This is a genomic window from Paractinoplanes tereljensis, assembly GCF_016862435.1.
Lineage (GTDB): Bacteria > Actinomycetota > Actinomycetes > Mycobacteriales > Micromonosporaceae > Actinoplanes > Actinoplanes tereljensis.
Map to the genome: position 1 here is coordinate 167,504 of NZ_BOMY01000022.1, position 26,134 is coordinate 193,637.

The window sequence follows — 26,134 nt, forward strand, 5'->3', positions numbered from 1 at the left end:
GGCGGAGTAGCGACCCCGCCGGCCCGGCCGCCGAAGATCAGGAGATGCGGGATTCCGCGTCGACCCGGCTGATCGCGTCGACCAGGATCGCCAGGCCCTCGCGGGCCTCGTCCCCGGAAAGCGTCAGGGCCGGGCCGATCCGCAGCACGTTGCCGTAGAGCCCGCCCTTGCCGACCAGCAGGCCGCCGGCCCGGCACTCGTCGAAGACCCGGACCGTCGCGACCGGGTCGGGCTCGCTGGTGCCCGGCCGGACGAACTCGACCCCGATCATCAGGCCGCGCCCGCGCACCTCCCCCACGATCGGCACGTCCAGCGCCCGCAGCCCGTCCAGGATGATCGTGCCGACCTCGGCCGCGTTGGCCTGCAGGTCGTGCGAGAGCACGTAGTCGAGCACCGCGTTGCCGGCCGCCGCGGACAGCGGATTGCCACCGAAGGTCGAGAAGCTGATCGCCGGCACCGCGTTCATCACCGAGGCCCGCCCGACCACGCCGCCGAGCGCGAAACCGTTCCCGATCCCCTTGGCGAAGGTGACCAGGTCGGGCGTCACGCCGTGGGCCTGATAGCCCCAGAAATGCGACCCGGTGCGTCCCCAGCCGGTCTGCACCTCGTCCGCGATAAGCAAGATCCCAGACTCATTCAAGACCTTCTGGTACGCCCCCAGCACTCCATCGGGAGCAGCCACGAAGCCCCCGACTCCCTGGATCGGTTCGGCGATCAGCGCGGCCACGTCCCCGGCGGTCACCGTCGCGAGCACCTCGCGCAGGTCGTCGACCGCCGCCTCGGCCAGATCCCCGTCGGACAGCCCCACCATCCGCCCGCGCAGCCGGTCGGCCGACGCCAGCCAGGACACCGTCAGCGGGCTCAGCGAACTCGACGACCAGGACCGGTGCCCGGTGACGGCCATGGTGGCGAAGGTGCGCCCGTGGTAGCTGTTCTTGATCGCCAGGATCTGGTTGGAGCGACGGGCGTTGGTCGCCATCAGCAGCGCGGTCTCGTTGGCCTCGGTGCCGGAGTTGGTGAGGAACACCCGGGCGTCCGGGATGCCGGAGAGCCGGGCGATCTTCTCGGCCAGCTCGACCTGCTGCCGGATCAGGTACAGCGTCGAGGTGTGCACCACGCCGGTGCTGAGCTGCCGCTGCACCGCCTCGTTGATCTCGGCGATGTCGTACCCGATCATGTTGGTCAGCACGCCGCCGAAGAAGTCCAGGTAGGTGCGGCCGTCGCTGCCTACGACTCGCCGTCCCGAGCCGGAGACGATCTCGATCGCGTCGTCGCCGTAGTAGATCGGCATCCAGTCGGGCAGCACGGCTTTGTGACGAGCCAGCAGGTCATCGGTCATCGGGAGACTCCAAGCGATCAGCGCCAGCCGCGGGGGTGCTGGCGGGTTCGGGGGCCGCTGCCGCGGCTGTCCAGGATGGCCGCCGAGGCGAGGGCGTCGGCGAGTTCGTCGTAGCCGTCGGCGACCAGTCCAGCCGTGACACGAAGGTGGTCGCTGTCGATCGGGGTGACACAGAACGGGGCACCGGGCGCCACCGCGATCCCCTGCGCGGCCAGCGAGACGAGCGCGATCTGCTGGTCGTCGACCGCCATCCACAGGTTGATGCCGTCGCCGGCGGTGGCGGTCACCCCGCGGTCGTGCAGGCGGGTGAGCAGGGCCGTGCGTCGCGCGGCGTACGCCTCCCGGGCGTCGGCGACCTGCGCGGCCGCGATCGGGTCGGTGAGCAGATCGAGCAGCACGGCCTGCAGCAGCCGGCTGGACCAGCCAGGGCCGAGGTGGCGCCGGTCGGCGACCGCGGCGACCACGCCGGCCGGTCCGCCGATCGCGGCCAGCCGCAGGTCGGGCCCGTGGCTCTTGGAGAAGCTGGCGACGTGCACGGTCCGGTCCGGCAGGTGCGCGCCGAGGCTGACCGGGGCCGCCGACGCGATGTCGCCGACGTGATCGTCCTCGACCACGGTGACCGACGGGAATTCCTTCAAGACGCGGGCCAGCGCGGCGGCCCGCACCGAAGTCAGGCTGGCGCCGGTCGGGTTGTGGGCCCGGGGCTGCAGGAACACCGCGACAGCCGGGTGTTCGACCAGGACGCCGTGCAGCCGGTCGGGTCGCATGCCGGATGAGTCCATCGGCACCCCGATGACCGTGGCGCCGACCGTCTGCAGCAGGTCGAGCAGCGGCGGGAAGGCCGGATTCTCCACGATCACGTGGTCACCGAAGCGAACCACGGCGGCGATCACCCGATCGAGGGCGTCCAGCGCGCCGTCCACCACGGTGAGCCGCTCGGGCCGGAACGGCCAGCGCTCGCGCAGCACCGCCTCGAGCTCGGGCAGCACCGGGGCGTCCAGGTAGCCGGCGGTCAACCGGCCGTCGCCGAGCCGCTTGAGCGCGTCGGTGAGGTCGGGCAGCAGGTCGTGGTCGGGCACCCCGGTGGACAGATCTTGCGACACCACGGCGTGCGCGCCCATCTGCGCGTACCGCCAGCCCTGGCGGGGTCCGCCGGGCATCGCCACGAACGTGCCGGACCGGCCGCGGGTCTGGATCGCACCGGCCCGGGCCAGGCTGCGCCAGGCCTCGCTGACCGTGGTCGGGCTGACGCCGAGCTCGCGGGCGACGTCCCGGACGGTGGGCAGCCGGGTCCCGGCCGGCAGGCTTCCGGCGCTGACCAGACGGCCGACGGCCGCGGCAATTCCCCGGGCGCTGCGATCATCCACCGCCCCGGCGATTAGCGCGATCAAGTTTGCCTTCCTGAAACATTTTGTAACGTACGGGCAATTGTTCGGCTCGATGTGTGTCGTTAGTGTCCTACGGCATCTGAACCTGACAAGCAAGACCTAGCGAAGGCCGTATAACGGGGAGTAGACAACTGATCACAGGCGCTCCACCGTGCCCGTGAGCTGTAACTAGATCAAGGAGGGCAGTCATGACCGACATCGTCCGCGCCGCTCTGGTCCAGACCACCTGGACCGGCGACAAGGAATCGATGATCAAGGCGCACGAGGATTACGCCCGTGACGCCGCCGCCCAGGGGGCGAAGGTGATCTGCTTCCAGGAGCTCTTCTACGGCCCCTACTTCTGCCAGGTGCAGGACGCCGCGTACTACGAATATGCCGAATCCATCCCCGGCCCCACGACCGAGCGTTTCCAGGCCCTCGCGGCCGAGCTCGGCCTGGTGATGGTCCTGCCGATGTACGAGAAGGAGCAGGAGGGCGTCCTCTACAACACCGCCGCGGTGGTCGACGCCGACGGCAAGTACCTCGGCAAGTACCGCAAGCACCACATCCCGCAGGTCAACGGCTTCTGGGAGAAGTTCTACTTCCGGCCGGGCAACCTCGGCTTCCCGGTGTTCGACACCGCGGTCGGCAAGGTCGGCGTCTACATCTGCTACGACCGGCACTTCCCGGAGGGCTGGCGCGAGCTCGGCCTGGGCGGCGCCCAGATCGTCTTCAACCCGTCCGCCACCAGCCGCGGCCTGTCCAGCTACCTCTGGCAGCTGGAGCAGCCGGCCAGCGCGGTGGCGAATGAATACTTCATCGGCGCGATCAACCGGGTCGGCATCGAGGAACTCGGCGACGACGACTTCTACGGGCAGAGCTACTTCGTCGACCCGGAGGGCAAGTTCGTCGGCGAGGTCGGCGACACCCACAACCCCGAGCTGATCATCCGCGACCTCGACCTGGGCCTGATCAAGACGGTCCGCGAGCGCTGGCAGTTCTACCGCGACCGCCGCCCGGAGGCCTACACCCGGACGGTGGAGCTGTGACCATCCTGATCAAGGGCGGGACGGTCGTCGGGCCGTCCGGCCCCTACTCCGGCGACGTGCTCGTCGACGGCGAGACCATCGCGGCGATCTTCGCACCGGGCCAGGCTCCCGAGGGCCCGGAGATCATCGACGCGACCGGGAAGTACGTGATCCCGGGCGCCATCGACGCGCACACCCACATGCAGATGCCGTTCGGCGGCACCGAGGCCAGCGACACCTTCGACACCGGCACCCGGGCCGCCGCCATCGGCGGCACCACCACGATCATCGACTTCGCCATCCAGCGGTACGGCGAGGTCGTCCAGGACGGGCTGGCCGCCTGGCACGCCAAGACGGCCGGCGAGTGCCACATCGACTACGGCTTCCACATGATCGTCGGCGGGGTCGACGACGACTCGCTCAAGGCGATGGACTACCTGGTCGCGAACGAGGGCATCAGCAGCTTCAAGCTGTTCATGGCGTACCCGGGGGTCTTCTACTCGGACGACGGCCAGATCCTGCGGGCGATGCAGAAGGCGCGCGAGAACGGCGCCATGATCATGATGCACGCCGAGAACGGGCCGGCCATCGACGTACTCGTCAAGCAGGCCCTGGAGCGCGGCGAGACCGACCCGATCTTCCACGGCCTGACCCGGCCGCAGGAGCTGGAGGCGGAAGCCACCAGCCGGGCCATCTGGCTGGCCAGCGTGGCCGCCGACTGCCCGCTCTACATCGTGCACCTGAGCGCGTCCAAGGCGCTGGAGCAGGTGCGCAACGCCCGCGACCTGGGCCGCAACGTGTTCGCCGAGACCTGCCCGCAGTACCTGTACCTGACGCTTGAGGACCAGCTCGGCGCGCCCGGCTTCGACGGCGCCAAGTGGGTCTGCTCGACGCCGCTGCGCTCCGGCAAGGAGAGCCACCGCGCCGACCTGTGGCAGGGCCTGCGCACCAACGACCTCTCCGTGGTCTCGACCGACCACTGCCCCTTCTGCATGAAGGACCAGAAGGAGATGGGCATCGGCGACTTCTCCAAGATCCCGAACGGCATCGGCAGCGTCGAACACCGCGTCGACCTGCTCTACCAAGGCGTCGTCGACAAGAAGCTGTCGCTCGCCCGCTGGGTCGAGACGATCGCGACCACGCCGGCCCGGATGTTCGGCATGTACCCGAAGAAGGGCATCATCGCGCCCGGCTCGGACGCCGACATCGTGCTCTACGACCCCAACGGCCGCACCCGGATCAGCGTCGAGACCCACCACATGAACATGGACTACTCGGCCTGGGAAGGCTGGGAGATCGACGGCAAGGTCGACACCGTCCTGTCCCGCGGCGAGGTCCTGGTCAGCGGCGGAAACTACCAAGGCCGAAAAGGCCGCGGCAAGTACGTCCCCCGCTCGCTCAGCGATTACCTGGTCTGAGGGGCGCACGATGGATATCGGAGTCGTTTTACAGAACGACCCGCCCGCCCGGGGCGTGGTCGAGTTGGCCAAGAAGGCCGAAGCGGCCGGCTTCAGCCACGTGTGGACGTTCGACTCGCACGTGCTGTGGCAGGAGCCGTTCGTCATCTACTCGAAGATCCTCGACGAGACCGAACGCGTAATCGTCGGGCCGATGGTCACCAACCCGGGCACCCGGGACTGGACCGTCCTCGCCTCGACCTTCGCCACCCTCAACGAGATGTACGGCAACCGGACCGTCTGCGGCATCGGCCGGGGCGACTCGGCCCTGCGGGTGCTCGGCGCCCAGCCACAGACCCTCGGGCAGCTCCGCGAAGCGGTCCAGGTCATCAAGGGCCTGGGCAGCGGCGAAAAGGTCACCCTGCGCGGCAAGGAACTCCAGTTCGCCTGGGCGCCCGACTCGCGCCTGGAGGTCTGGGTCGCCGCGTACGGCCCGAAAGCCCTGGCCCTGACCGGTGAGGTGGGCGACGGCTACATCCTGCAGCTCGCCGACCCGGACATCGCGGCCTGGATGATCGGCGCGGTCCGCGCCGCCGCCGAAAAAGCCGGCCGGGACCCCCTCGCCATCAAGTTCTGTGTGGCCGCGCCGGCCTACGTCGGCGACGACCTCGAACACCAGCGGGAACAGACCCGGTGGTTCGGCGGCATGGTCGGCAACCACGTCGCCGACATCGTCGGCCGCTACGGCGAGGGCGGGGCGGTGCCGCAGGCACTGACCGACTACATCAAGGCCCGGCAGGGGTACGACTACGCCGAGCACGGGCGGGCCGGCAACAGCCACACCAGCTTCGTGCCCGACGAGATCGTCGACCGGTTCTGCATCCTCGGCCCGGTGGAGAACCACCTCAAGAGGCTCGAAGAGCTGAAAGCACTGGGCGTGGACCAGTTCGCCGTCTATCTCCAGCACGACGCCAAACTGGAAACCCTCGAAGCGTACGGGTCACAGATCATCCCGGCGTTCGCGTGAGAAGAACCCTGTACGTCCTCCTCGGCGTCGCGATCTTCGCGGCGCTGTGGGAGGGCTACAAACTCGTCGGCAGCCCCGACGGCACGGTGCTGTTCGGGGTGCGGTTCCTGCCGCGCGCCGACGACCTCTCCATGCCGCACCTGTGGACGGTGCTCCAACGGCTCGGCCGGCCGGAACTCACCGGCGGCGACCCGGTCTGGATCGTGGTGCTGCACGCGTGCGCGTTCACGTTCGGCATCACCGCGGTCGGCTTCCTCGGCGGTGCCCTGGTCGGGCTGCTGCTCGCGGTCCTCATGCAGCAGTTCCGGATCGTCGAACGCGGCCTGCTCCCGTACGTCATCCTCAGCCAGACCGTGCCGCTCATCGCGATCGCGCCGCTGATGGCCGGCTGGGGCGGCACCATCATGCCGCCCTGGGCCACCGTCTCGGTGATCGCGTCCTACCTGGCGTTCTTCCCGGTCGCGGTGGGCCTGCTGCGCGGACTGCAGTCGCCGACCGCGAGCGGGGTGGAACTGATGCGCAGTTACGCCGCCGGGTGGTGGCGCACGCTGATCAAGCTCCGGCTGCCGGCCTCGCTGCCCTACCTGTTCCCGGCGCTGCGGCTGGCCGGCGCGGCCGCCGTGGTGGGTGCGGTGGTCGGCGAGATCTCCACCGGCACCCGCGGCGGCATCGGCCGCCTGATCATCGAGTACTCCCGCGAGGCCACCTCGGATCCCGCGAAGGTCTACACCGCGATGCTCGGCGCGGCCCTGCTGGGCCTGTTCGTCGCCGGCGTCGTCAGCCTGCTGGAAGTGCCGCTGATGCGGCACCGGCGCCACGTGGAGGTGGTGACTCTGTGACCGCAGTGGTCGTGGACAACGTGACCAAGGTCTTCAACCAGGGCAGGTCCGACGAGGTGACTGCCCTCTCCGATGTCGAGTTGACCGTGGGCGACGGCGAGTTCGTCTCGCTGATCGGGCCCTCCGGGTGCGGCAAGAGCACCCTGCTGCGCCTGGTCGCCGACCTGATCCAGCCCACCACCGGCACGGTCACCGTGGCCGGTAAGAGCGCCGACAAGGCGCGCCGCGACCAGGACTACGGCATCGCGTTCCAGCAGGCCGGGCTCTTCGAGTGGCGGACCGTGCTGCGCAACGTGGAACTCCCCCTCGAACTGCGCGGGCTGAAGAAGGCCGAGCGCCGGGCCAAGGCCGAGGAGATGCTCGCGCTGGTCGGTCTGGCCGACTTCGCCGGGCACTACCCGGCCCAGCTCTCCGGTGGCATGCAGCAGCGGGTCGCGATCGCCCGGGCCCTCGCCGTGCAGCCGCCGCTGCTGCTGATGGACGAGCCGTTCGGCGCGCTCGACGAGATGACCCGGGAACGGCTGCAGACCGAACTGCTCGGCATCTGCGCGAAGACCGGCACCAGCACCGTCTTCGTCACCCACTCGATCTCCGAGGCGGTGTTCCTGTCCACCAAGGTGGTGGTGATGTCGGCCCGGCCCGGCCGGATCACCGCTTCCATCGACGTCGACCTGCCCGCCCGCGACGAGGCGGCCCGGCAGTCCGAGAAGTACTTCGAGCACGTCACCGCCGTACGGCAGGCTCTGCGAGGCGTACCCGCGAAGAGCGCGACATGAAGTTCCTGCGCAGTGTCCTCCCGCCGCTGGTCGTCGGCGTAGCCGCGATCGCGGCCTGGCAGTTGACCGTGACCCTCGGCCGGATCGCGCCGTTCATCCTGCCCGCCCCCAGCGCGATCTGGGCCGAGCTGGTCGAGCAGAAGCAGAACGTCTGGGAGGCGGGCCTGGCCAGCGGCGAGAACGCGCTGATCGGGCTGGTCGCCGGGGCGATCCTGGGAGTGCTCGCGGCGATGGCGGCCAGCCGGTTCCGGCCGCTCGCCGAGGTGTCCATCCCGTTCGCGGCGTTCGTCAGCGCGCTGCCGATCATCGCGCTCGCGCCGATCCTCAACAACATGTTCGAGGCCACCAGCAGCATCCCCCGCCGGCTGGTCGCCGCGATCATCGTGTTCTTCCCGGTCTTCCTCAACACGCTGCGCGGGCTGCGCGAGGTCGACCCGATCCACCAGGAGCTCATGCACACCTACGCCGCGAGCGGCTGGACCTTCGCCCGCAAGGTCCGGCTGCCCGGCGCGCTCCCCTACGTCTTCACCGGCCTGCGGCAGGCGTCGTCGCTGGCCGTGATCGCCGCGGTCGTCGCCGAGTACTTCGGCGGGCTGCAGGACGGGCTCGGCTCCCGGATCACCTCCGCGGCGTCGTTCACCGCCTACCCCCGTGCCTGGGCCTTCGTGGTCGGCGCCTGCCTGCTCGGACTCGCCTTCTACCTGACCACGCTCCTGCTGGAGCGGCTCGCCATGCCGTGGCGTACACGGCTGATCTCCTGATCTTTTGATCTTCCAAAATTCCCTCGGAGGTTCTTTAATGCGCAAATTCCGGATATTTACTGCTATCGCCGCCACATCCGCTCTCATGCTCGCCGGCTGTGGTACGGCCGACGAGGAACCGACCACGACCGCCAGCAACGGCGCCCTGACCCCGATCAAGCTGCAGCTGCAGTGGTTCTTCCAGGCTCAGTTCGCCGGTTACATCGCGGCCGTCGACCAGGGCTTCTACAAGGAGCAGGGCCTCGACGTGCAGCTGCTCGAGGGCGGCACCGACATCGTGCCGCAGACCGTGCTGGCCACCGGCAAGGCCGACTACGCGGTGGCCTGGGTGCCGAAGGCGCTGGCCTCCCGGGAGCAGGGCGCCGGGATCACCGACGTCGGGCAGATCTTCGGCCGCTCCGGCACCTACCAGGTGGCCTGGAAGGACAGCGGGATCACCTCGGCCGCCCAGCTCAAGGGCAAGAAGGTCGGCAACTGGGGCTTCGGCAACGAGTTCGAGCTGTTCGCCGGGATGACCAAGGCCGGGATCGACCCGGGCAAGGACGTCACCCTGGTGCAGCAGCAGTTCGACATGCAGGCGCTGCTCAAGCACGAGATCGACGCGGCCCAGGCGATGAGCTACAACGAGTACGCCCAGCTGCTGGAAGCGAAGAACCCGAAGACCGGCAAGCTGTACACGGCCGATGACTTCTCGATCATCGACTGGAAGACCGAGGGCTCGGCCATGCTGCAGGACGCGGTGTGGGCCAACACCGAGAAGCTGAACGACCCGGCCTATCAGCAGCAGACCGTGAAGTTCCTGACCGCCACGATCAAGGGCTGGGCGTTCTGCCGGGACAATGCCGAGAAGTGCCGCGACATGGTGGTGGCCAAGGGCTCCAAGCTCGGCAAGAGCCACCAGCTGTGGCAGATGAACGAGGTCAACAAGCTGGTCTGGCCGGCCACCGGCGGGATCGGCGTGATCGACGACGCGGCCTGGAAGCAGACCGTGGACATCTCGCTGACCACCAAGAACCAGACCGGTGACACCGTGCTGAAGAAGGCCCCCGAGGGTCTCGCCTACACCAACGACTACATCAACCAGGCGATCACCGCGGCCAAGGGGGCCGGCGTGGACGTCAACGGCGCGTCCTTCGCGCCGACCACCGTCACCCTCACCGAGGGCGGCGCGTAAGCACCTACAGCGGGATCAACCTAGCCGCGAGGGCGACCGCAGTGAGGTCGCCCTCGCGCAGTTTGGCCGCCGCCCGGGGTTCGCCCATCGTCTCCAGCCGGAAGGCGGCCCCGTCGATCAGCGTCTCGTCGCCGTTGAGCAGGCGGCGGGCCATCTTCGACTGGGCCGGGCTCAGCTCGGCATAGGCACACTGGTCCAGCGCGGTGATGGTGTCGTCGTCGAGCGTGCCGGCCAGCGCCCGCTCGGTGACGATCTTGAGGAGCCAGGTCGGCCACCACGAGTACTTGCCGACCACCAGGCCGGCCTGGACCGCGGTCTGCGGGCTCTGCCCGGCGCGCAGCAGCCGCACCGCGAGCGCGTTGTCGAACCGTTCCAGGCGCAGCGCCTTCACGAACGCCTTCAGCAGGACCTGGGTGCCGACCAGCGGCTCGGCCTCGGCGGCCGCGTCGGCCCAGCGGCCGTCCAGCGCGTGACACAGGGCGTACGCCGCCTCGGTGCCGGTCTCGTCGCCGGTGGCCCGCTCGGTCAGCCGTTCCACCGTCGCCACCAGGCGATGGATCGCCCGCATGGCCCGTACCTTGAGTTCCTCGCTGAGCGGCTTGTTGAGGTGCAGCACCACCACCTCGGCCGCGATCTCGGCCTCCCGCCGCAGCAGCGGCGACGGGATCTTCGGGATGATCACGTCGGCCATCGCCTCGGTGATCGAGGCCGCGTCGAACCGCTCCGAGACCTCTTGGAACTGCGTCCACCACTCGGTGGAGTGCCCGCGGTACTGAGCGGACTGCGCGGCCATCGCCATTCCTGGAAACACGATCGCTGCTCCTTCCGCTTTGTTGTGCGGGTTTCTAATCGTCCGGGGATTGCTCGGTATTAGGACGGTTGCGGTTGTCCTCGGTCACGTTGCCGATCGGTAGTTCGCTGATCTCGGCGGCCGCGGTGGTGACCGAGTGCTGCGGCGCGGGCCGGTCGGTGACGGTGTGCCAGAGGCCCCGGGTGCGCGAGGCCTCCCGAGTGACCAGGTGGACCGGTAGCGGGGGCGGGCGGAACGGGCCGCTCCCCCAGCGCACCCAGATGGCCAGCCGGCCGGCCGCCGCCTCGGCTAGCAGCTTGTCGACCGTGCGCTGCCGGTCGAGGCGGTCCACCTCGATCGCGATCGGCTGCTCCCCGGGCCGCGCGCACGCGACGTCGAGCACCGAGTGACCCTTGAGCGGTGCCGGCAGCGGGAACACGCTGGGCGCCCGCCGGTAGACCCGCCAGCCCTGGGATTCACCCCATGCGGTGACCGCGTCGACCAGCCGGCTCGTCGCCTGGGCCTCGTTCAGGTCGGCGAACTGCAGTCCGGCCAGCCACTGCTCAAGAGAATTGGCCTCGTCCACCGCCGTACCTTAAGCGGTGGCCTTTTCCCGCTGTGCGGCCAGCAGGCGGGTCATGTCCTCGGCCGGCATCGGCCGGGCCAGGTGGTAACCCTGGCCGAGGGTGTAACCGAGGCCGAGCAACCGGTCGGCCTGCCCCTGGTTCTCGATGCCCTCGGCCACCGTGTCCAGGCCGAGCGCGCCGGCCATCTGGATCACCGCGCGGGCCACCGCCTGCCGGGCGTTCGCCTCCGGGGTGCCGTCCTCGTCGAGCTCGATGCCGTCGACGAACGACTTGTCCAGTTTCACGATCGACGCCGGGAAGGCCCGCAGCAGCGACAGCGACGACTCGCCGGTGCCGAAGTCGTCAAGCGCCAGCCGCACGCCCATGTCGTGCAGCCGGTGCAGGGTCTGCAGCACCTGCGGGCCGCGCAGCACCGCCGACTCGGTCAGCTCCAGCACGATCCGCTCGCAGGGCAGCCCGGTCTCGGCCAGGATCTGCCGCACGTCGGCGAGGAAGTCCGGGTCGTGCAGCTGGCGCACCGACACGTTCGGGGCGATCTTCTGCAGCGCGTCCGGGCCGAACTCGGCCAGCCAGGCGGCGGTCTGCCGGCACGCCTCGCGCATCACGAACCGGCCCAGCGGCACGATCAGTCCGGTGCCCTCGGCGGCCGGGATGAACTCGGCCGGCGAGACCAGCCCGCGGGTCGGGTGCTGCCAGCGGACCAGCGGCTCCACCCCGATCACCCGGCCGGTGGCCAGCTCCATGATCGGCTGGTAGACGAGCCGGAACTCGTCCGCGTCCAGTGCCCGGCGCAGCTCGCCGCCGAGCTGGGCGTGCGCGAAGACCGGCTGTTCCATGCCCCCGGTGTAACGGACGTAGTTGGCCTTGCCGCGCTGCTTGGCCGCGTACATGGCCACGTCGGCGTCGCGCAGCACGGTGTCCAGCGGGGTGCCGGCGTTAGCAGTGGCGATCCCGATGCTGGCGTGCACGAGCAGGTGGTGGGCGCTCATCGGGCCGCCGAACGACTCGAGGATCCGTTCGGCCACCGGCTCGCCGATGAGGTCGCCCTCGAGCAGCACGGCGAACTCGTCACCGCCGAGCCGCACCGGCAGGCCGTCGGCGCCGGTCGCGACGCGCAGCGACTCGGCCACCGCGATCAGCAGGTGGTCGCCGATCTCGTGGCCGAGTGAGTCGTTGACGGTCTTGAAGTCGTCCAGGTCGACGAGCAGCACGGTGGCCGGGCCGCGCTCCAGGGCGGCACCGAGCCGCTCCCGGAACAGGCCCCGGTTGGCCAGGCCGGTCAGCCCGTCATGGGTGACCTCGTGGCGCAGCCGCTCCTCGGAGGCGCGCTTCTCCCGCAGCAGCCGGTGGTTCTCCCGGGTCGCCACCAGCTGGCGCACCGCGACCAGGCCGTTGACCAGCACCGCCGAGGTGATCACCAGGCGGCCGGTCCAGCCGAGCTCGTGGTGCCACAGGAGGCTCAGCAGCGGGACGTCGACCGCGGCGATGGCCAGGTAGGGCAGCCAGGTGTTGGCCCGGCGGGGCTTGGCGCCGGTGGCGATCCACTGACGGCGCACCGCGATGGTGGCCAGCAGCGGGGCGAACGGCATCACCACGGCCTGGGTGGGGATGACGCTGTCGGCGCCGCCGGCCACCGACACCAGGGCGATGCCGGCGCCGACCATGCCGCAGGAGCCGATCAGCCGGATCGCCACCCGATCGACCGGGCCGCCACCGATGTACGACACCTTGGTGATGCCGCCGACCGCGAGCACGAACGACATGCCCAGCAGCACCAGCATCTGGGCGCTCCAGCCGGCCGACGAGCCGATCATCGGGGCCAGGCCGAAATGGAAGAGCAGGGTGCTGCAGCCGAAGAACGCGATCGACCGGTCCAGCCACTGCTTCCAGCGCTGGCTGCCGCTGCCGATGCCGAGCGGGACCCGGGCCACCGACCACATGGCGACCAGGAACGCCGAGCCGACCAGGGCGGCGGACGAGAGCGGCATGTCCGGCAGCACCGGCTGCTGCCGGAACCCCTCCATCGCGAGGATCGTGTAACCGGCCGCGACCAGGGCGAACGCGATCAGCAGCCCGCGCCAGAAGCGGCGGGCGACCGGGTCCAGCGCGACGGTCCGGATCAGGCGGTAGACGCTGTGTGCGGCCACCGCCGCCCCGAGCGGCATCGCGATGTAGGCGAGGGCGGCCGGCCCCGGCCCGCCGGCCAGCCAGGCGAGGTACCACGCGGTCCAGACCAGCAGAATCCCGCCCGTCGCCACCAGGTGCAGCTTCGGGGCGCGGGATTCTGGGTTCACCTGATTCGGTTCGGCGATCCGAGCCGTCACTGTAGGACTTTGGGCGTTCACGCTGCGTGGATAGCGCGCTGGTCGGCCAGCATCGCGGCGACCTGAGCCGGGCTCATCGGCTCGGCCAGGTGGAAGCCCTGGCCCAGCGAGTAGCCGAGCCGGCGCAGGCGCTCGGCCTGCTCCTCGTTCTCGATGCCCTCGGCCACCGTGTCCAGGTCCAGCGCGCCGGCCATCTGGATCACCGCGCGGGCCACCGCCTGCCGGGCGTTCGCCTCCGGGGTGCCGTCCTCGTCGAATTCGATGCCGTCGACGAACGACTTGTCCAGTTTCACGATCGACGCCGGGAACGCCCGCAGCAGCGACAGCGACGACTCGCCCGTGCCGAAGTCGTCAAGCGCCAGCCGGACACCCATGTCGTGCAGCTCGTGCAGGGCGCGGGACACCTGGTGACCGCGCAACACCGCCGACTCGGTCAACTCCAGCACCAGCAGCTCGCCGGGCAGGCCGCTGTCGGCCAGGGCGGCCCGTACGTCGTTGACGAAGTCCGGGTCGTGCAGCTGCCGTACCGACACGTTCGGGCCGGCCTTCTGCAGCACCTCCGGGCCGAACTCGGCCAGCCAGGCGGCTGCCTGCATGCAGGTCTCGCGCAGCACGAACCGGCCCAGCGGCACGATCAGGCCGGTACGTTCGGCGGCCGGGATGAACTCGATCGGGCTGATCACCCCACGGGTCGGGTGCTGCCAGCGGACCAGCGCCTCCACCCCGATCACCCGGTTCAGGTGCAGGTCGACGAGCGGCTGGTAGACCACGTGGAACTCGCCGTTCTCCAGCCCGCGGCGCAGCTCGGCGCCGAGCTGGGCGTCGGCCACCACCGGGCGTTCCATCTCCGGGGTGAACCGCACCCAGTTGGCCTTGCCCCGCTGCTTGGCGGCGTACAGGGCGGTGTCGGCGTCCCGCATCAGGTGATCGAGCGGGGTGCCGGCCGAGGCGGTGGCGAGCCCGGCACTGGCGTGCATCAGCAGCCGGTGCTCGCTGAGCGAGCTGCCGAACATCGCGCCGATCCGGTCGACCAGGTCCTCGGCATCGACCGCCGGGTCGTCGATCAGCACCGCGAACTCGTCGCTGGCCTGCCGGGCGACCAGGCCGTCCCGGCCGACCGCCTCGATCAGTCCGTCGGCCACCGCCACCAGCAGGGCGTCGCCGATCTCGTGGCCGAGCGAGTCGTTGACGGTCTTGAAGTCGTCCAGGTCGACCAGGACGACAGTGGTCGGCCCGCTCTCCAGGGCCAGGGCCAGCCGGTCGCGGAACAGGCCACGGTTGGCCAGCTGGGTCAGCGCGTCGTGAGTGGCGTCCCAGCGCAGCTGCTCCTGCGCCACCAACTGAGCGGCGATCAGGCGCTGGTTCTCCCGGTAGGCCATCAGGTGCCGCAGCGAGGCGAGCAGGGTGACCGACACAGCCAGCAGCACGACGATCCGGCCCGGCCAGCCCATCGGCCCGAACACCGTGATGACCAGCGGGATGTCGACCGCCACCACGGCCAGGTAGGGCAGCCAGGCCTCGCGCTTGGCCTGCGCGCCGGAGTAACGCCACTGCCGGGCCACCGCCCAGACGATCAGCAGCGGGCCGAACGGCAGCAGCACCGACCGGCCGAAGTCGGCGACGTGGTGCCCGGCGTGGGCGGCCACCATGGCGTACGCGGCGGTGGCCAGGCCGCTGCAGGCAACCAGCCGTACCGCGGCCCGGTCGACCGGGCCGCCCGGCACGTAGGCGACCCGGCTGATGCCGACCGCGCTCATCAGCAACGCCAGACCCACCATGATCTTGGCTCGCAGCGGCCACGGCTCGTCCGCGTTGACCAGCGGGCCGAGCGCGGCGAACCAGAGCAGGGTGGCGCAGCCGTAGAAGGCGATGAGCCGGTCCAGCATCCGCTTGCGCCGCTCGGCCCGGGAGATCCGGCCGAGCGGAACCAGGCTGATCGCGGCGATCGCGGCGATCAGGCCGACCGCGGTGAACGCGGTGGCGAACCCCGGCGTCCGCGGCGGTTCCGGGTAGGCGGCGATGGCATAGCCGGCCTGCACACCCCGCCCGATCGCGACGGTGACCTCAAGAACCAGGATCAGCCGCCAGAACGTACGGGCGGCCGGCTCCAGCGGCACCCAGCGCAGCAGCGCCAGGATGGCCACGGCACCGGTGGCGGAGGCGAGCGGCGATCCGAGGTAGGAGGGCACCGAGGAACCGAGTCCGAGAACCCGGTAGGCCAGGTACCACAGCACGGAAAGCCCCGCGATGCCGGCGGTGGCCAGCACGTACGGGCGAGGCGAGGGCCGGCGGAGGGTCATGCGCCTGAAATCGGCTGAGCGCGCCGTCACTGTAGGACTTGCACCACTCGCGAGATTTCACCTCGTCGCGGCGGGCACGGACGGAGGATGGGCGGATGGAGGATGGGCGGGAAGGGGAGATCCGGACGCGGCTGGCCGATATCGGCGGGCCCGAGCCGGGCGACGGGGAGCGGGCGCTGATGGCGCGGCTGGTCCGGTCGTTCGTGGGCAAGACGCCGGCCGGCGTCGAGCTGCTCGGGGAGCTGCTGCGCGGCGGTGACCCGGAGGCCGTACGCGATCACGCGCACAGCATGAAAGGGTCGGCCGCCAACATCGGCGCCGACCAGCTCGCGGCGATCTTCCGCGAGGTGGAGGATGCGGCCCGGGACGGTGCCGTCCCGGATCCGGACCTGACGATCGGGCGGCTGGCCGCCGAGCAGGCCCTGGTGCTGGGCCTGCTCGAGGACGTCGCCGCCGAGCTGGAGCGGGTCTAGCCGTTCAGGTCACTGTCGGCTACTTCGAGCGGGTTGAGGGCGCCCGGGATGGCCAGCACCGGCTCGATGATCTCGATCATCCGGGCGTAGTTGTCCAGCCGGTCGAGCAGCAGCGACGTCACGGTCATGCCGCGGCCGATCAGCACCAGGCCGTTGGTGGCCGCGATGTCCTCGGCGACCCGCATGCCGACCTCGAGCTCGGCCACCTTCAGGCCGCGCACCTGCTTCTCGGCGACCTTGTCCAGGCCGTTGACCTCGCGCAGCGCGCTGAGCACGTTCAGGGCGCTGTGGTCGCGGCACTCGAGCACCGTGATGGCGCTCTCCAGCTCCATGCCGCGGCTCTCGAGGGTCTCGAAGTCCATCGCGGTACGGATGACGTCGATGGCCGCCTCGATGAGCGGCGACTGCGGCTTGGACGGGTCCTTCACCCGGCCGGGGGCGAGGCCGCGAACGATCTCGAGGACGTCCTCCATCATCGGGATGCCCTTGAGCAGCTCCACCGCGACGCCGGGCATGGCGTCGATCATGTGCTGCTCCTCCTCGGTGCACGGGAGGCCCTTGTCCAGCTTGGCGAGCACGCTCGGCGGGATGGTGACCGCGCCGAGCTGGGAGGCCATCGCGGCGACCTCGATCTCCCAGAGCGCCTCCAGCTGCATCGTCACGCACAGCTCGGAGACCCGGGTGCGGATCCGGCCGGCCCGGGCGAACGCGGCCGGGCTGGCCAGCTCGAGACAGCCGAAGACGGCCTGGATGCTGGACTTCAGGGTGGTGTCGAGCAGGTGCCGCTCGGTGGTGGTCCGGCCGTTCAGCTCGACCGCGTCCTGCACGGTGGCCCGCAGCTCGTCCGACTTCACCGGCTTGGCCAGGTAGCGGTAGACGCCGCCGTCGTTGATGGCGGAGATCGCGGCGCTCAGGTCGCTCTGCGCGGTGTGCAGCACCCGGGTGGTGTCCGGGTATTCGAGCTGAACCCGGCGCAGCAGTTCGACGCCGTCCATGCCGGGCATCCGCAGGTCGCTGATCACCGCGGCGACCGGGCCGGTCTCGGCCAGCACCCGCAGCGCGTCGTCGCCGCTGGCTGCGGTGAGCACCTTGTGGTCGCGGCGCAACTGCAGCGCGAGCGCCTCGAGGATCTCGTTCTCGTCGTCGACCAGCAGAACGGTCGGACGCCCATGCTCGTTCACCATCGTTTAGACCCCGCCCTGTGTGCGCTGGCTTACGTCCGAATATTCGGACGGAAGGCGCCACCGGATGAGCGTTATCCGCTTATCGGGCGGCCGGTTCGGGTGGAGATGTGCGGGGGTGGCTTGATCCCGGGCGGAAGCAACGGGTCGGCAACCGGGGTGCCCCAGGTCGCGACGACCGGCAGGCGGCCGGCCCAGAGCCCGAGCGCGGCGTCCGGGCCGTCACCGTCGTCCGGTGGCCCGTCGCTGATCTTCACCGACGCCTCGGCGAGCGGGATCGCCAGCAGCGTGGTGGCGGCTAGTTCCTTGTTCGACGGGCGCCGGGTGTAATCCCACTGCCCGGGGGCCACGTGTTCGGTGAGCAGGCGCAGGCCGTACAGCAGATCGTCGGGGTCGTTGATCTTCTCTGGAATGCCGTAGATCATCGCGCTGCGGTAGTTGATGCCGTGCTCGAAGACCGAGCGGGCCAGGATCAGGCCGTCCAGCACCGTGACGGTCACGCAGACCTCCGCGCCGGTGGTGAGGCTGCGGCTGGCCACCGACCCGTGCAGGAAGATCCGCTGGTGGTCGTACCCGTAGACGGTCGGCACCACCATCGGATGGCCGTCGACGAGCACGCCGAGGTGGGCGACCAGGCCGGCCGCCAGCACCTCCGGCAAATCGGCCGGATCGGTACGGCCGTTGTCCTTCATCCGGCGGTGCCGGGTACGCGGTGTCGGGGACAGCATCCGCAAACCGTAGGTCAGGCGCTCACCGCGTGGTGGGCCGGGCAGCTCCCGTTGGCGATGTGCGCGTGCGGGCCGCGGTCGGCCAGCTCCTGGATCACCTCGCGCAGCTTGTCGTTCGGGCACGGTTTGAGCAGTACGGCGCAGCAGCCGGCCTCGATCGGCTGATTGTCGCCGGGGTGCAGATGGCCGCTGAGCATGACGATCGGCAGGTCGGCCAGGTCGGCGCTGCGCCGGATCGCCCGGGTGAGTTCGAGGCCGTCCATCTGTGGCATGCCGAGATCGGTCAGCAGCACGTCGGGGCGCTCGGCGACAGCCTGCTCCAGCGCGGCCAGCCCGTCCGGTCGATGGACCACGGTATGCCCGGCCCGGGTCAGCAGCCGGCTCAGAATCACCGCGATGTCCTGGTCGTCCTCGGCGACTAGTACTACGGCCATGGCACCAGCATGCGCCGCGTCTACTACAAGATGTGGGGGTTTGCGGGTTATACCTTGACCGCCACGCCCGCGATGAGCGAGTGCCGGGCCACCTCGCCCGCCTCGTCCGCGCCGGGGCCGGCCCGCCAGTCCACGGCCGGCACCACGCCCGGTTCGAGCAGCGTCCAACCGCCGAAGAACGCCCGGAACTCGTCGCGTTCGCGCAGCATCATCGGCGAGGTGGTGTGGTTGTAGAGGCGCAGCACCTGCTGGGCGTGCGGCGGTTCGTCGGCCTGGCGGCAGGCGTGCGACAGCGCCAGCCAGCTGCCCGGCGCGAGCGCCTCCCGGTAGCGCTCGAGAGCCAGCCCGAGCCGCTCGGTGTCCGGGATGAAGTGCGCGACGGCGACGGCGAGCAGGCACACCGGCCGGCCGAGGTCGAGCGTGGCGCGCACCTCGACGGCATCGAGCACCGCGTCCGCGTCGGTGAGGTCGGCGTGCAGCACGGCCGCGCAGTCGCCGGCCCGCCGGGTGTGCGCCACCGCGACCGGGTCGATGTCGACGGCGACGATCTTCGCGGCCGGCCGGATGGCCTTGACCGTGGACGGCACGTCTCCCGGGGCCGGGATGCCGGCGCCCAGATCGAGGAACTGGTCCAGGCCGGTGGCAGCGGCCGCGGTGACCACCCGGTTCAGGAAGGCGCGGCCGGCCCGCAGCACGGCCGGCAGTTCCGGCATGGCCGCCAGCGCCACCCCGGCGGCCTCCCGATCGGCCGCGAAGTTGTGGCGTCCGCCCAGGTAGTAGTCGTAGACCCGGGCCCCGCTCGGCCGTTGCGGGTCCACCTCGACATCCATGGAGGGGAGCGTAGGGAAACCGCATCCTCGGCGCTGGTCGAATGGTTAAGGTAGGTCCGGTAATGGGGGAAACGTACGGTATTTCGGGACCTCAGCTGGACGAACTGCTGCGGGCGATGGTCCGTACCGCCCATGACGCGATCTTCGCGGTCGGCCGTGATTTCACCGTCCTGTTCTGGAACCCGGCCGCCGAGGCCCTCTTCGGCTACCGCGCCGACGAGATCGTCGGGCACAGCGTCGACGTCCTCGTCCCACCCGACCGGCAGGCCGACCAGCGCGAGATGCTGCTGCTGATGGAGTCGGGCGCCCGGCTCGAACGGTTCCGCACCCGTCGCCGGCACCGCGACGGGAGCTGGCTGCAGGTCACCCTGACCATGTCGCCGCTCTGCGACCGCGAGGACTACATCGGCTACACCGTGATCGCCCGGGCGGTCAGCGCCCGGGAACGCCACGAGTCCAGCTTCCAGGCGCTGGTGGAGGCCGCGCCGGACGCGTTCGTCGGGGTCGGCGACGACGGCCGGGTGGTGCTGGCCAACACCCAGGCCGAGACGCTCTTCGGCCTGACCCGGCACGGCCTGATCGGCAAGGAGATCGACAAGCTGCTGGCGCCGCCGCTGGGGGCCGAGGGTGACGCGCACGCCAACCGGGCCGACGGCAGCACGGTTCCGATCGAGGTGTCGTTGAGCGTCCTGCCCACCGACGACGGCCGGATCCGCTGCGCGGTGATCCGGGATATCACCGAACGGGTACGCGCCAACGAGCGCGTCCAGCAGTTGCAGGCCGAGGCGCAACTGCAACGGGTCCAGCGCCTCGAGGGCCTCGGCCAGCTGGCCGGCGGGGTCGCCCACGACTTCAACAACCTGATCGCGGTGATCAGCAACTACGCCATGTTCATCGCCGAGGCCGCCGCCGACCACGGGCTCGACGAGATCGCCGGGGACGCCGCCCAGATCGTCAAGGCGGCCCAGCGCGGCGCCGACCTGACCCATCAGCTGCTGGCCTTCGCCCGGCGCGAGGTGGTGCGGCCCCGGCCGCTCAGCCTCAACGACGTGGTCATCGACATCGAGGCGATGCTGCGCCGCTCGATCGGCGAGCACATCCTGCTCGACCTGAACCTGGACGCCGGCCTCCCGACCATCACCGCCGACCCCGGCCAGCTCGACCAGGTGCTGGTCAACCTGGCGGTGAACGCCCGGGACGCGATGCCGCGCGGCGGCACCATCACGATCGAGACCGACGACCTCGTGGCCGACCCCGGCCACTTCGTGCGGCTGAGGTTCAGCGACACCGGGACCGGCATGCCGCCCGAGGTGATCGAGCGGGCGTTCGAGCCGTTCTACACCACCAAGCCGGCGGGCAAGGGCACCGGACTGGGCCTGGCCACCGTCTACGGCATCATCACCGCGGCCGGCGGCGACCTGAGCATCTCCTCCAAGGCCGGGCTGGGCACCACGTTCACCATCCTGATGCCCACCACCGACGCCGAGCCGGCCGCCCCGGCCGAGCCCGAGGCCGCGCCGGTCGACTACCGCCGCGGCACCATCCTGGCCGTCGAGGACGAGCCGGCCCTGCGCGACGTGCTGCAGCGGATCCTGGCCGGCGCCGGGCACGAGGTGCTGATCGCCGCGGACGGCCCGGCCGCGCTGGCCCTGGCGACCGGGCATCCGGGCCGGATCGACGTACTGCTCACCGACGTGGTGATGCCGCACATGCTCGGCAAGGACCTGGCCGAACGCTTCCTGGCCGCGTGCCCCGGCGCCGGCGTGCTGTTCATGTCCGGCTACGCCCGGCCCGCGCTCGCCTCGCAGGGCACCCTCGACCCGGACGTACCGCTGGTCGAGAAGCCGTTCTCCAAGAACCAGCTGCTCGCCGCGGTACAGCAATGCCTCGACCGGCCGTAACATTTCCGACCATGACGGTGATCGGGTTCCTGCACACCGCCGACGTGCACGTGCCGGTCTTCCACGACCTGCGGGCCGAGCTGGCCCCGGGCTGGGCCGACCTGCACGTCGTCGATCCCAGCCTGCTGGCCGACGCTCAGGCCGCGGGCGTCACCGCCGAACTGGCTGCCCGGGTCGACGCCCGGCTGCACGAGCTGGCCGACCGCGGCGCCGACCTGATCGTCTGCACCTGTTCCTCGCTCGGCGAGTACGCCGAGACCCGGACGGCCGACCTGGGCGTTCCGGTGCTGCGGGTGGACCGGCCGATGGCCGAGGCGGCGGTCGCGGCGGGCTCGCGCATCGCGGTTCTGGCCACCGTCGATTCGACGCTGGCGCCGACGGCGGCGCTGCTGCGCGCGGCCGCCGAACGGGCCGGGCGGGTGGTCACCCTGATCGAGACGCCGGTGCCCGGCGCGTGGTCACTCTTCGAAAAAGGCGACCTGCACGGGTACGCCGTGCAGGTCGCCGATCAAGCGCGGGTGGTCGCTCCGCGGGCCGACGTGATCGTGCTGGCGCAGGCCAGCCTCTCCCCCGCCGCCGCGATGCTCGCCGATCTGCCGATCCCGGTGCTCACCAGCCCGCGAACCGCGGTTGCCCGGGCCATCGCGACCTTGTAGAGGTCCCTACGGAGCTCAGCGCTCGGCGAGCTCTTCCTCGAGTTCGCCCTCGTGCTCGTCCTCGGCCGGCTGGCGCTGGGCCGGAACCGGCTCCTCGCCGTCGTCGGCACCGTGCCGCGGGGCGGCCGACACCGGCGCCTCGGCCTGCTCCGGGAGCTCGGCGTTGACCTGGGGCTGGTCGACCCAGAGGGCGCGCAGCTGGCCCTGCATGAAGGTGGTGAGCCGCTGGCGGTACTCCCGGTCGAAGTGCTCGAGCGCCTCGATCTGCTGCTGCAGCGCCTCACGCTTGGTGCCGAGGCTGCCGACCACGTCGTCGTACCGCTGGCGGGCCTGCAGGTTGAGGTGGTCGGCGTTGGCCTGGGCGTCCTCGTTGATCTGCTCGGCGCCGGAGCGGGCGTCGGCGACGATCTTCTCGGCCGAGCGGCGGGCTTCCTCGGTGCGCGCGTGCGAGTCGCGGGCGATCTGCTCGGCGGCGGCGCGGGCGTCGGTGAGGATCTTCTCGGCCTCACGGCGGACGTTGTGCGCGTGCGCCTGGGCGTCACGGGCGATCTGCTCGGCGGCGGCCAGCGCGTCCGTACGGATCTTGTCGGCCTGGTGGTGAGCGCGGGCGACATGTTCCTCGGCGGTGCGCTGCGCCAGCGTCAGAACCTGCAGGGCCTGGTTGGGGTGAGCCTGCGGGGGCGCGACAACCGCCTGCTCCGAGGTCTGACCTTCCGCGGACGTCCCATTCAGCAGCACTTTTACTCGATCCTTCATGCGGTTGTCGGACAAGGAAGACCTCCGTACGTACGAGCCGATCCACGAGGCCTAATCGCACGGGCACTGGCTTGATTCGGCCGGGATGCTACCAACTTGAGAAGGCGTTCCGCGAGACTGAACGGATCGTGATAAGGCTTTTACCGAAAATGCTGGTGGCGCCGTGTTTCCGGTTCGAATGCATGGTCCGAATCGGCAGCCGGCGTCACCCGTCTGTCGTAGTCGGAACGGCGGTGCGGCGCAAGGGCCGGGCGCCACTACCCTGAGATGGTGGCAGACGACGCCGTGACCTCCGCCATACGCGAGGTGCTCTCCGTTATTCCGGCGGGCTGTTCCTGGCTGCGCCCGGTGAAAAATCCCACCGGCGAGGTCGTCGACTTCGAGGTGGCGGCGGCCAGCGGCAGCGGTCACGACATCTACCGCCGCGGCACCGGCCGGGTCCACTCCCGGCTCAGCGAGCTCTATCCCGGCATCGTCGACGGCCCGCTGTGGCGGCTCTACTTCGAGGTGCTGAGCACCGGCGAGCCGGCCCGGATGGATGAGTTCCGCTACGAGCAGGAGCAGGCCGGTTTCACGCCGCGCTCGGTCTTCGACGTCAGCGTGCATCCGGTGCTCGGCGGCCTGCTCGTCTGGTGGCAGCGCCTCGACGAGGACCGCCGCCGGATCGAGCGCACCGAGCAGCTGGGCAACCTGGGCTGGGCGGAGTACGACCTGGTCACCGGGGAGAGTCAGTGGTCGCCCGGGGTCTACCGGATCTTCGAGCGGGACCACGCGCTCGGCCCGATGAGCCGCGCCGAGCAGGCCGCCGCCATCCAGGTCGACGACCGCGGCCTGGGCGAGGCAGCCTGGCAGACGATGGAGGTCGGCGGCGTCTCCGACGTGACCGTCCGGTTCCGGGTCGGCGCGACGGTCAAGGACCTGCGCATCCTGTCCGACGTGCTGAGCGACGCGGCCGGCACCCCCATCAAGATCCACGCGGTGGTGCAGGACGTGACGGCGCGCGAGCAGTCCCGCGGCGCCATCGAGCGGCTGAGTGACCAGCTGCGCAGCCGCGAGCTGACCGCGCTGGCCGAGCACCGCCTGGCCGCCCGGTTGCAGCACATGATCCAGCCGGTGCCGGAGGCGCCGTTCCCACTGCCCGGCCTGCAGGTGATGGTCGGTTACCTGCCGGCCGAGCGGGCGATCCGGGTGGGCGGCGACTGGTACCACGCCCAGGAGCTGGGCGACGGCCGCGCCGTGCTGGCCGTCGGCGACGTGGCCGGGCACGGGCTCGCGGCCGCGAACAGCATGGCCCACCTGCGGTTCGCCCTGATCGCGTGGCTGGCCATCGGCATCGACGAGCCGGCCACGCTGATGCGCCACCTGAACAGCCTGTGCACCCGCCTGCGGGTGACCGGCACCGCGGTGATCGCCGTCTACGACCCGGCGAACCGCGGCCTGACCTGGGCCCGGGCCGGTCATGCCGCGCCGCTGCTGGCCCGGGGCGGCGTCACCATGCCGCTGGAGATGCCGGCCGGCCTGCTGCTGGGCGCCGATGACGACTCCACCTACCAGGTGCTGACGCCGTGCCTGTCGGCCGGTGACCTGCTGCTTCTTTACACCGACGGGCTTGTCGAACGGCGCGCCTTGGGCGTGCCGGCGCTACTGCCCGAGGTGATGGGCATCCTGGGTGCGGCCTCCACCGACCACGGCGACCAGGCCCTGCCGGCCCTGGCCGCCCGCCTGAACCGGCCCAGCCCCGACGACGACACCTGCACGGTGGCCGTCCGCGTGCTCTAGTTTCGCGTGCTCTGGTTTCGCGTGCTTCAGAGCAGCATGGTCAGGCAGATCGCGGTGCCCTCGGGGCTGCTGGAGATGCCCACCTCGTCGCAGATGCGCTCGACGATGGCCAGGCCTCGGCCGCGCGGCTGGTCGGCGGCCGGCATGGCCCGGCCGAACGACGGCGGCGCGCCCTGGTCGACGATCTCGCAGAGCACCCGGTCGGGCTCGGCCCAGATCAGCACCCGGCCGCCACCGCCGGTGTGCTGCAGGGTGTTGGTGGCCAGCTCGCTGACCGCGACGATGAGCAGATCGCCGCGCAGCCGGGGCAGGCCGAGCGCGGCCGACTCGAGGCGCACGAACTCGCGCACCGCCGCCAGGTCGCCCGGCTCGAAATAGGCCTTCTCGGCCGGGCGGGTCGCGGCGGCCGGCGGGTCGGCGGGTGTCGTCATGAGGTCTGGCCGCCCGTCTGCCCGTTGCGGCTCAACAGGCCGCCGACGCCGGTCAGGTCGAGCACAGCCGCCACCGAACCGGTCGGGTTCTCGACGAACAGCCGGCCACCGCGGGCGACCGCGGCCCGGTGCGCGGCGACCAGGCCGTGCAGGCCACTGGAATCGAGGAAATCCACCGCGGTCAGGTCGACGACGACGGTGTCGCAGCGGTCCACCGCGGCCAGCAACGCCTCGCTCAGCTGGTCACGCACCGCCAGATCGCAAGCGCCCACCAGCGCGACCCGGACATGCTCGGGCCCGTCGGAAACCGTCGCCGCGAATTCAGCCATCGGCCGTAGCTCCCCCTCGTCTGGCAGACCGCCGCCATCATGTCACCCGCCGACGCCCGGTTCCAACGGGTTCCAACCGCCGAGCGACGCCCCTGCGCACCCTTTCAAATAGTTCGGGCACTTTGACAGCCTAAGGGTGCTTAGTATCGTTATGTCTGATCAACACTGACGGGGGACGAGCCATGAGAAAACGACGTCTATGGATCGTCGCGCTGGCCGCGACGCTCGCCGCCGCCCCCGTCGGCGGCACTCCCGCGCGGGCTGACGGCGGCCTGGTGGCCTACTGGGCGATGAACGAGGAGCCCGGTTCCCGCTACATGTACGACAGCAGCGGCAACGGCCTGCACGGCAACATCGGCACCGAGGTGGTGACCGGCCGCAGCTACGGCGACGGCCTCGGTTACGGCTTCGGCCGCCTCCAGCCGGACACCCCGCCGACCCACCCCCAGCACCTGGTGGGGGTGGCCGACTACGCGGCGCTGGACCCGGACGACCGCGATTACTCGGTCTCGCTGCGGATCCGGACCATCTACCAGTTCGGCAACGTCGTACAGAAGGGACAGGCGACCGCCGCCGGCGGCAGCTTCAAGATTCAGATCCCGAGCGGCAAGGTGCAGTGCTGGTTCCGCGGCTCGGCCGGGCAGGTCCTGGTCACCGGCCCGAAGCCGATCAACGACGGCAACTGGCACACGGTCACCTGCACCCGCTACGGCTCCGGTGTGGCCCTGGCCATCGACGGCGTCATGGCCGCCAGCAAGGCCGGCCCCACCGGCATGATCTCCAACGCGTGGCCACTGTCGATCGGCGGCAAGCCGAGCTGTGACCAGGTCTCGGTCGGCTGCGACTACTTCGCCGGCGACCTCGACTGGGTGCGCATCGACGCGGCCGGCCACGACTGGTAGCGCTTACGACACGCTCCGATAGTTC

At 70.6% G+C, this 26,134-nt stretch carries 25 protein-coding genes; 12 read left to right on the top strand and 13 right to left on the bottom strand.

From position 1 onward, the window contains the following. Positions 1-37 precede the first annotated feature (37 nt). Positions 38-1,339 (bottom strand): aspartate aminotransferase family protein, encoded by a 1,302-nt coding sequence (locus Ate02nite_RS15990; RefSeq protein WP_203806129.1) that lies wholly within the window; start codon positions 1,337-1,339, stop codon positions 38-40. Positions 1,340-1,356: 17 nt separating this feature from the next. After that, positions 1,357-2,730 (bottom strand): aminotransferase class I/II-fold pyridoxal phosphate-dependent enzyme, encoded by a 1,374-nt coding sequence (locus tag Ate02nite_RS15995; RefSeq protein WP_203806131.1) that lies wholly within the window; start codon positions 2,728-2,730, stop codon positions 1,357-1,359. Positions 2,731-2,915: 185 nt separating this feature from the next. Between Ate02nite_RS15995 and Ate02nite_RS16000 the strand changes: the two genes are divergently transcribed. The 7 genes from Ate02nite_RS16000 to Ate02nite_RS16030 are packed head-to-tail and all read left to right on the top strand — an operon-like array spanning position 2,916 to position 9,708. Beyond that, positions 2,916-3,755 carry a nitrilase-related carbon-nitrogen hydrolase gene (locus Ate02nite_RS16000; RefSeq protein WP_203806133.1) on the top strand — a complete coding sequence of 280 codons (840 nt, stop codon included), beginning with the start codon at positions 2,916-2,918 and terminating at the stop codon, positions 3,753-3,755. Next, positions 3,752-5,152, top strand: coding sequence for a dihydropyrimidinase (gene hydA, locus Ate02nite_RS16005; protein WP_203806135.1), 1,401 nt, complete (start codon positions 3,752-3,754; stop codon positions 5,150-5,152). The genes Ate02nite_RS16000 and hydA overlap by 4 nt, the downstream gene beginning before the upstream one ends. 10 nt (positions 5,153-5,162) lie before the next feature. Further along, the gene (locus Ate02nite_RS16010) at positions 5,163-6,158 is read left to right on the top strand and encodes a TIGR03842 family LLM class F420-dependent oxidoreductase (RefSeq protein WP_203806137.1); all 996 of its coding nucleotides are present in this window, start codon (positions 5,163-5,165) and stop codon (positions 6,156-6,158) included. Further along, on the top strand, positions 6,155-6,997 hold the full coding sequence (locus Ate02nite_RS16015; RefSeq protein ID WP_239147438.1) for an ABC transporter permease: 843 nt from the start codon (positions 6,155-6,157) through the stop codon (positions 6,995-6,997). The genes Ate02nite_RS16010 and Ate02nite_RS16015 overlap by 4 nt, the downstream gene beginning before the upstream one ends. After that, complete coding sequence (locus tag Ate02nite_RS16020) at positions 6,994-7,773, top strand: ABC transporter ATP-binding protein (protein ID WP_203806139.1); 780 nt, start codon at positions 6,994-6,996, stop codon at positions 7,771-7,773. The genes Ate02nite_RS16015 and Ate02nite_RS16020 overlap by 4 nt, the downstream gene beginning before the upstream one ends. Beyond that, positions 7,770-8,534, top strand: coding sequence for an ABC transporter permease (locus Ate02nite_RS16025; RefSeq protein ID WP_203806141.1), 765 nt, complete (start codon positions 7,770-7,772; stop codon positions 8,532-8,534). The genes Ate02nite_RS16020 and Ate02nite_RS16025 overlap by 4 nt, the downstream gene beginning before the upstream one ends. 37 nt (positions 8,535-8,571) lie before the next feature. Then, complete coding sequence (locus Ate02nite_RS16030; protein WP_203806143.1) at positions 8,572-9,708, top strand: ABC transporter substrate-binding protein; 1,137 nt, start codon at positions 8,572-8,574, stop codon at positions 9,706-9,708. A gap of 4 nt (positions 9,709-9,712) precedes the next feature. Here Ate02nite_RS16030 and Ate02nite_RS16035 read toward each other — a convergent pair whose 3' ends face one another. From Ate02nite_RS16035 to Ate02nite_RS16050, 4 genes are read right to left on the bottom strand one after another with little or no spacing between them, the layout of a single operon-like run. Beyond that, entirely contained in the window at positions 9,713-10,519 is an 807-nt protein-coding gene (locus Ate02nite_RS16035) for a hypothetical protein (RefSeq protein WP_239147439.1), read from the bottom strand. A 34-nt stretch (positions 10,520-10,553) separates the two neighbouring features. Further along, positions 10,554-11,084 carry a hypothetical protein gene (locus tag Ate02nite_RS16040; RefSeq protein WP_203806145.1) on the bottom strand — a complete coding sequence of 177 codons (531 nt, stop codon included), beginning with the start codon at positions 11,082-11,084 and terminating at the stop codon, positions 10,554-10,556. 9 nt (positions 11,085-11,093) lie between these two features. Then, positions 11,094-13,409: a putative bifunctional diguanylate cyclase/phosphodiesterase gene (locus Ate02nite_RS16045; RefSeq protein WP_239147440.1), complete on the bottom strand. Its 2,316-nt coding sequence runs from the start codon at positions 13,407-13,409 to the stop codon at positions 11,094-11,096. Between the two features lie 17 nt (positions 13,410-13,426). Beyond that, positions 13,427-15,709, bottom strand: a complete 2,283-nt coding sequence (locus Ate02nite_RS16050; protein ID WP_239147441.1) for a putative bifunctional diguanylate cyclase/phosphodiesterase — start codon at positions 15,707-15,709, stop codon at positions 13,427-13,429. Between the two features lie 95 nt (positions 15,710-15,804). On the opposite strand from Ate02nite_RS16050, the gene Ate02nite_RS16055 reads away from it, so the two are divergent. Further along, on the top strand, positions 15,805-16,182 hold the full coding sequence (locus Ate02nite_RS16055; RefSeq protein ID WP_203806147.1) for an Hpt domain-containing protein: 378 nt from the start codon (positions 15,805-15,807) through the stop codon (positions 16,180-16,182). Here Ate02nite_RS16055 and Ate02nite_RS16060 read toward each other — a convergent pair. The 4 genes from Ate02nite_RS16060 to Ate02nite_RS16075 all read right to left on the bottom strand — a co-directional run bounded on the left by Ate02nite_RS16060 (position 16,179) and on the right by Ate02nite_RS16075 (position 19,355). Further along, positions 16,179-17,366, bottom strand: coding sequence for a response regulator (locus Ate02nite_RS16060; RefSeq protein WP_203806149.1), 1,188 nt, complete (start codon positions 17,364-17,366; stop codon positions 16,179-16,181). The genes Ate02nite_RS16055 and Ate02nite_RS16060 overlap by 4 nt on opposite strands. A 71-nt stretch (positions 17,367-17,437) precedes the next feature. Further along, complete coding sequence (locus tag Ate02nite_RS16065; protein WP_239147442.1) at positions 17,438-18,091, bottom strand: pyridoxamine 5'-phosphate oxidase family protein; 654 nt, start codon at positions 18,089-18,091, stop codon at positions 17,438-17,440. A 14-nt stretch (positions 18,092-18,105) separates the two neighbouring features. Continuing rightward, a complete protein-coding gene (locus tag Ate02nite_RS16070; protein WP_203806151.1) occupies positions 18,106-18,525 on the bottom strand; it encodes a response regulator in 420 nt (139 codons plus the stop codon). Between the two features lie 47 nt (positions 18,526-18,572). Next, a complete protein-coding gene (locus Ate02nite_RS16075) occupies positions 18,573-19,355 on the bottom strand; it encodes an SAM-dependent methyltransferase (protein WP_203806153.1) in 783 nt (260 codons plus the stop codon). A 62-nt stretch (positions 19,356-19,417) separates the two neighbouring features. On the opposite strand from Ate02nite_RS16075, the gene Ate02nite_RS16080 reads away from it, so the two are divergent. After that, entirely contained in the window at positions 19,418-21,256 is a 1,839-nt protein-coding gene (locus tag Ate02nite_RS16080; RefSeq protein WP_203806155.1) for a PAS domain-containing hybrid sensor histidine kinase/response regulator, read from the top strand. Positions 21,257-21,267: 11 nt separating this feature from the next. Further along, positions 21,268-21,912 carry an aspartate/glutamate racemase family protein gene (locus tag Ate02nite_RS16085; RefSeq protein WP_203806157.1) on the top strand — a complete coding sequence of 215 codons (645 nt, stop codon included), beginning with the start codon at positions 21,268-21,270 and terminating at the stop codon, positions 21,910-21,912. A 15-nt stretch (positions 21,913-21,927) separates the two neighbouring features. Here the strand turns inward: Ate02nite_RS16085 and Ate02nite_RS16090 are convergent, their stop codons facing one another. Next, positions 21,928-22,650, bottom strand: a complete 723-nt coding sequence (locus Ate02nite_RS16090; RefSeq protein ID WP_239147443.1) for a hypothetical protein — start codon at positions 22,648-22,650, stop codon at positions 21,928-21,930. A 285-nt stretch (positions 22,651-22,935) separates the two neighbouring features. Here Ate02nite_RS16090 and Ate02nite_RS16095 point away from each other — a divergent pair, with 285 nt between their 5' ends. Then, on the top strand, positions 22,936-24,447 hold the full coding sequence (locus tag Ate02nite_RS16095) for a PP2C family protein-serine/threonine phosphatase (RefSeq protein WP_239147444.1): 1,512 nt from the start codon (positions 22,936-22,938) through the stop codon (positions 24,445-24,447). Positions 24,448-24,473: 26 nt separating this feature from the next. Here the strand turns inward: Ate02nite_RS16095 and Ate02nite_RS16100 are convergent, their stop codons facing one another. Continuing rightward, positions 24,474-24,878, bottom strand: a complete 405-nt coding sequence (locus tag Ate02nite_RS16100) for an ATP-binding protein (RefSeq protein ID WP_203806161.1) — start codon at positions 24,876-24,878, stop codon at positions 24,474-24,476. Further along, a complete protein-coding gene (locus Ate02nite_RS16105; RefSeq protein ID WP_203806162.1) occupies positions 24,875-25,207 on the bottom strand; it encodes an STAS domain-containing protein in 333 nt (110 codons plus the stop codon). The genes Ate02nite_RS16100 and Ate02nite_RS16105 overlap by 4 nt, the downstream gene beginning before the upstream one ends. A 182-nt stretch (positions 25,208-25,389) precedes the next feature. Here Ate02nite_RS16105 and Ate02nite_RS16110 point away from each other — a divergent pair, with 182 nt between their 5' ends. Continuing rightward, positions 25,390-26,109 (top strand): LamG-like jellyroll fold domain-containing protein, encoded by a 720-nt coding sequence (locus Ate02nite_RS16110; protein ID WP_203806164.1) that lies wholly within the window; start codon positions 25,390-25,392, stop codon positions 26,107-26,109. The last annotated feature ends 25 nt before the right edge of the window (positions 26,110-26,134 follow it).